The organism is Niveispirillum sp. (assembly GCF_017996735.1).
Lineage (GTDB): Bacteria > Pseudomonadota > Alphaproteobacteria > Azospirillales > Azospirillaceae > Niveispirillum.
This window is the reverse complement of sequence record NZ_JAGOGJ010000238.1, coordinates 1-5182: the sequence shown is the minus strand read 5'-3', so window position 1 is coordinate 5182 and position 5182 is coordinate 1. Positions and strand designations below refer to the sequence as shown.

Sequence of the window (5182 nt, the reverse complement as noted above, 5' to 3'; positions counted from 1 at the left end):
GCCTTCGCGGTGCAGGTTCTCTATTGCCGCGACCGGCTGGGCATCCCCGACGAGCGGCTGAACGTCAATGGCAGCGCCATTTCCGTCGGCCATCCCTATGGCATGTCAGGTGCGCGCATGGTGGGCCATGCCCTGCTGGAGGGCAAGCGGCGCGGCGCGCGCCATGTGGTCGTCACCATGTGTGTGGGCGGCGGCATGGGTGCTGCCGGCCTGTTCGAAGTGCTGTGAGGAGCCAACGCCATGAAAGCCCTCGTCTCCCGCCACATCGGCGGCCCCGACAGTCTGGAACTGGCCGATCTGCCTGATCCCGTTCCCGGACCCGGTGAGTTGTTGATCCGGGTGGCTGCCTGCGCCATCAACTATCCCGACGTCCTGATGATCGAGGATAAGTACCAAAGCCGGCCCGACCGCCCCTTCGCACCCGGTGGGGAGATCGCGGGCACCGTCGCTGCCATTGGTAACGGCGTGCAAGGCTGGTCGATCGGCGACAGGGTCATCGCCGTCACCGGTCATGGCGGGTTGGCCGAGTTGGCCCGCGCGCCCGCTGATCTGGCCTTCACGCTGCCCGATGGTTTTGGGGTGGAGGAAGGGGCGTCCTTCCTGTTGACCTTCGCCACCACGCTTCACGCGCTCCAGGACCGGGGAAACCTGCGGCCGGGTGAGACGCTGCTGGTCCTGGGGGCGGCCGGCGGTGTCGGACTGGCCGCCATCGAAATCGGCAGGGCATTGGGTGCCCGCGTCATTGCCGCCGTTTCCGACAGTACCAAGGCGGACGCGGCACGTGCCGCCGGCGCCGAACATGTCGTCATTTATGGCCGCGACATTGACGGCCCCGATAGTGCCAAACGTCTTGGCCGGCAATTGAAAGAAGCCGTGGGACCGGACGGGGCTGACCTGATTTTTGATCCGATCGGTGGAAACTATTGCGAACCGGCGGTGCGGGCGCTGGCCTGGGGCGGACGGTATCTGGTGATCGGATTTGCCGCCGGCATTCCCAAGCCGCCCCTCAATCTGATCCTGCTGAAGGGGGCGGACCTGCGCGGCGTCTTCTGGGGCAGCTTCGCCGAACGCGACCCGGCGGCCAACCGCGCCAATGTCGACCAGTTGCTGCATTGGTGGCGGGAAGGAAAGGTGCGCCCGCGTGTGGGCCGCGTCTGGCCTCTGATCGAAGGCGGACAGGCCATCGCCTGGCTGGGCAGCCGTGCCGCCATCGGCAAGGCGGTGGTCACCATCAACAGGGAGCAAGAGGCATGACCGGCTTTATCGGCAAAAGCGTGATCGTAACGGGCGCCGCGTCTGGCATCGGTCAGGCCGCCGCCCTTCTGTTCGCGGAGGCCGGCGCCCGCGTCCTGGCGGCCGATATCGGCGACGGCGTGGCGGCAACGGCGGCCGCCCATCCTGCTATCGCCGCCGCCATTTGCGATGCGGGTTCCGAACAGGAGGTGGCGGCCCTGATCGCCCGCGCCGCCACCTTGCATGGGGGCGTGGATATCATGGTCGCCAATGCGGGGGTCAGCGGCGGGGCCGCCGGTCTGTTCGATCAGGGGGAACAGGACTGGGCGGACATCCTGCGCGTCAACCTGATCGGCCCCTTCCTGTCCATCAAGTATGCGGCGCAGGCCATGGTCGCCGCCGGTCGGGCCGGTGCCATCGTCTGTACCGCATCGGTGGCGGGTCTGCGCGCCGGGGCCGGCGGGGCCGCCTATTCGGCCAGCAAGGCCGGCGTCATCAATCTGGTGCAAAGCGCGGCCCAGCAACTGGCCGGCAGTGGTATCCGTGTCAATGCCGTCTGTCCCGGCATCGTGGAAACGGGCATGACCCGCATCATCTACGATCGGGCACGGGAAAAGGGTAAAACCGACCAGATCGGCCGGCTGAACCCTCTGCGCCGGGGTGGGGAGCCAACGGAGATCGCGCGGGCCATCGCCTTCCTGGCATCCGATGCCGCCAGCTACATCAATGGCCAGGCCCTGGCCGTCGATGGTGGCCTGTCCAGTTCCCTGCCCTTTTCCCGTCCGCCGGAGTTGGGAAAACCGGCCTTCTGAGACTTTACATCAGGCGTTCAGCGCGTCGGAATGGGCCAGACTGGCGCGCAGCGCACCCAGTACAGCAGGCGACCCCATGGCCTGATCGGGAGTGCCCATCTGACGCAATTCGGCCAGCGACAGGCCTGTTGCCAGCTTCAACCCCCGGCGCAGGCTGCGCGCGTCGGAATAGCCCAGCCGGTCGGCGATATCATCCATGCAGGCGCCCGTCTGGAACCACGGCCGCACCCGGTCAATCAGGGCGATGCGCCGCAATTGCCGGAAGCTGCTACCCTCACCGAACAGGTCCTGGCGTAATTCGCGTTCAAGGCACCCCATCGCGTCGGCGCAGTCCTGGAAGGACAGGAGTTCAGATCGCAGCAGTTCCAGCACCGCCACGCTGATCGGCCGCGCGGCCGCATCGGGCAACTGGTGGCTGTCGATCTCCGCCATCTGGCGCAGCCAGTAAAAGACGCTATCCCCCAGCGGAGCAGCGCCGATCCGCGCCTTGGGCGCCAGCCCCAGATACCCGCTGGAAAAGGAAATGGCGGCCTTCTCACCCAGCAGTACCGGGCAATTGAAGAAGGGATGCACCCCGCCCAGACTGGGATGGGCGGCGGAGCGGGTGGTGAAGCCGGTCAGCCGGATGGGCATCTGCATAACATAGCAGAGCTGGATCTGCAGCCAGTTGGCCATCACCTCCTCCACGATGGCTGACATATCCTGCGCGGCGTCGCGCGAGAGGATCGTGATGGTCGCCAGCCCCTCGGCCTCCTGGAAAGTGAAATCGCAGAAGGTGCCCACCATGGAATAGAATTTCAGCAGCATGGTGATGGCGGTGCGCAGGTCGTCGGCCGAACTCATGATGCGCAGGCCCAGCGAGCCCGTGCCCCTTGGCATACCGCGACGCGAGGCGCCATGCAGTTCGTCATCGTGCATGGCAATCAGTGTGTTGCAGATCAGGTGGAATTCAGCCGCCCCGATCGGCGTATCGTCATGGATGGCACCAGCCTCGGGGGCCACACCGCCGCGCAGCAGCGCGTCATGGATGGGGACGCCACGTCTGGCTGAAAGGGCGGCGGTAGCGCCGATCCAGCAATAATTGAGTGTTCGCCGGCCGATCCAGGCATCGCTGACATCGCCGTCGCCGGCCGCTTGATTGTTCCGTCCCATATCGAGGCCCGATCTTCTTGACGGGTGATCGTCGCCTGCACCCGTGTGTCGTCCTGCCCTCAGAGTATCAGGCGCGGATGCGATGCCAACAGCAATGTTGAGCCAATTCGCGACCCATATTTTGAGCCGATCCGTCACGCAGAGGTCGCCAAGCCAATCCGCCGGCTGGATGGGTGGGAGATCACCGGGCACCGGCGACACTGGCGCCCCCCCATCAACCTCCCACCCGGCGTCATCCGTTTCACAATGCGCTAACCGGCTTGCGATGGGCTATCCGCAGTGGGGGAGCGCCGGTAAAGGCTGGCCAGGAGCAAGGCACCGATGATCAGCAGCACGGCATCGACAACCCCGCCCATCGGGTCGGCCCCCGGCCCCATGCGCAGCAGCGCATGCAGCAGCGCCAGGGCCACCAGCAGCAGGCCGGACAGCAGACGCCCCCACCGCGATACCGTGCTGGCGGACAGGAAGGCCGCAGCCGCCAGGAGCACCAGCGTCAGCCCGCCCCATATCACCAGGGCCGATTGCTGCGTCGCGGCCGGCATGACCAGGACGGCAACAGCAGACCCTGCCAGCGCCAGCGGCTGCCCCCAGACGGTTGCCGCCCAGACGCGTTCCCAGCCGGGCGCCGGACGCCCCTTGTCCCGTCGACGCGCCAGCCAGATGGTGACCCCGTTCATCGCCATATAGGTCAGGCCCAACCCCAGCAGCCCATAGGCGATCTTCACCAGCCCACCGCCGAACCAGCCGAAATGCAGGCTCCCCAACGAACTGATGATCCCTTCGCCGACATTGCCCTCGGCGGCACGCTTGCTGAAGAACAGCTTGCCCTCGCGGTCGAATGTATAGGCATCCGTGTGGGCCAGGCGGTCGGAACCGTCCTCGACATTGAACAGAACGGCCCCGCCCCTCTCGGTCGGGTGCTCCAGGAAGATGCTTTCGATACGGCCATCCGTTTGCCGGGCCACTTCGGCGAACATCGGCACCAGATCCAGCATCGGCGCCGGGCGCGGATCGTCCGCCGGATGCGGCGGCACGAACAGGGCATAGACCTTTTCCGTGTCGCCCTGCAACACGGCCAATCCCAGAACACCAACGATCAAGGTCGTCAGGCCCAGCAGGGCACCTGTCAGTGACACGACCACATGGAAGGGCAATGCCCAGACCCCGATGCGGTTATGCAAATCCGCTTCCTGCAAGCGCCGTGATCCGCCCAGGCGTAGATGGAAGGCATCGCGGAAGATGCGCGGATGCGCCAACAGGCCGGAAATCAGCGACGACAGCAGCGCCACGCCCGTCAGCCCGACCAGAAACATGCCCCAGCTTCGCGGCAGATGCAGATGGATATGCAGGGCGGTCAGGAATTCCGTCCAGGGGCTGGCACCGCCTTCCGTGAGGCCATCCGCACTGGCGATCCAATCACGATGCGTGCCGGCGACGTCCGTGGTGATCTTCAGCCAGGGCAGTTCCGCTCCCGGCATTGTGATGAACACATGCTCCACGCCTTCGCCCGTTGCGGTCACGGCCGCCGCCGCCGCCCTCTGCACCGCTTCCGGCGAAACGGCGTCAAGGCGCGACAGGTCGGCATTCTCCCACCGCTGCAGCTCATATGCGAAGACGGCGATACTGCCGGTCAGGCAGACAAGATAGAGAATGGCGGCGAAGGCCAGTCCCAGCCCGCTATGCCCCTTCAGGACAGCGGCTACGAAGCCGGGCGGCAGCAGCGGGCGGCGCTTGCGCCCGGTGACAGGAACGTCCGTCATGTAAACCCCTTCAGGATGGAGGCGGTGAAACCCACCAGTGCCGTTCCCACCAGCACCGCCGTAGCGCGAATGATGCGGTTGTCGGCCAGGGTCCAGGCCATGGCCGCGCCCCAGACCACCGGCACCAGCAATCCCCCGACCACCAGCCGTGTCTGGGCCGCACCCGGCACCCAGACGGCATAGGCGATCCCGATTGCCAGGGCGGCGATCATGCCGATCGGTCCC

Annotated in this window: 5 protein-coding genes and 1 pseudogene; 3 read left to right on the top strand and 3 right to left on the bottom strand. The window is 66.2% G+C overall.

Annotation, left to right across the window (positions count from 1 at the left end; genetic code table 11):
* From KBA48_RS32345 to KBA48_RS32335, 3 genes and pseudogenes are all read left to right on the top strand, one after another.
* Positions 1–228, top strand: a pseudogene (locus KBA48_RS32345) (acetyl-CoA C-acyltransferase); the annotation flags it as partial.
* A 12-nt stretch (positions 229–240) separates the two neighbouring features.
* The gene (locus KBA48_RS32340) at positions 241–1254 is read left to right on the top strand and encodes an NADPH:quinone oxidoreductase family protein (RefSeq protein ID WP_292912785.1); all 1014 of its coding nucleotides are present in this window, start codon (positions 241–243) and stop codon (positions 1252–1254) included.
* Positions 1251–2045, top strand: coding sequence for an SDR family NAD(P)-dependent oxidoreductase (locus KBA48_RS32335; protein WP_292912784.1), 795 nt, complete (start codon positions 1251–1253; stop codon positions 2043–2045). The genes KBA48_RS32340 and KBA48_RS32335 overlap by 4 nt, the downstream gene beginning before the upstream one ends.
* Before the next feature lie 9 nt (positions 2046–2054).
* Here KBA48_RS32335 and KBA48_RS32330 read toward each other — a convergent pair whose 3' ends face one another.
* The 3 genes from KBA48_RS32330 to KBA48_RS32320 all read right to left on the bottom strand — a co-directional run.
* Positions 2055–3197 (bottom strand): AraC family transcriptional regulator ligand-binding domain-containing protein, encoded by a 1143-nt coding sequence (locus KBA48_RS32330; RefSeq protein WP_292912783.1) that lies wholly within the window; start codon positions 3195–3197, stop codon positions 2055–2057.
* Between the two features lie 251 nt (positions 3198–3448).
* Positions 3449–4957: a PepSY domain-containing protein gene (locus tag KBA48_RS32325; protein WP_292912782.1), complete on the bottom strand. Its 1509-nt coding sequence runs from the start codon at positions 4955–4957 to the stop codon at positions 3449–3451.
* Positions 4954–5182, bottom strand: a 229-nt coding sequence (locus KBA48_RS32320; RefSeq protein WP_292912781.1) for a hypothetical protein, incomplete at its 5' end; no start/stop codon positions are given. The genes KBA48_RS32320 and KBA48_RS32325, both read right to left, overlap by 4 nt.

What these genes read in the sequence shown, in the direction of transcription:
- KBA48_RS32325 (WP_292912782.1), bottom strand. Translation starts at nt 4,957, where the DNA reads ATGACGGACGTTCCTGTCACCGGGCGCAAGCGCCGCCCGCTGCTGCCG.
- KBA48_RS32340 (WP_292912785.1), top strand. Translation starts at nt 241, where the DNA reads ATGAAAGCCCTCGTCTCCCGCCACATCGGCGGCCCCGACAGTCTGGAA.
- KBA48_RS32330 (WP_292912783.1), bottom strand. Translation starts at nt 3,197, where the DNA reads ATGGGACGGAACAATCAAGCGGCCGGCGACGGCGATGTCAGCGATGCC.
- KBA48_RS32335 (WP_292912784.1), top strand. Translation starts at nt 1,251, where the DNA reads ATGACCGGCTTTATCGGCAAAAGCGTGATCGTAACGGGCGCCGCGTCT.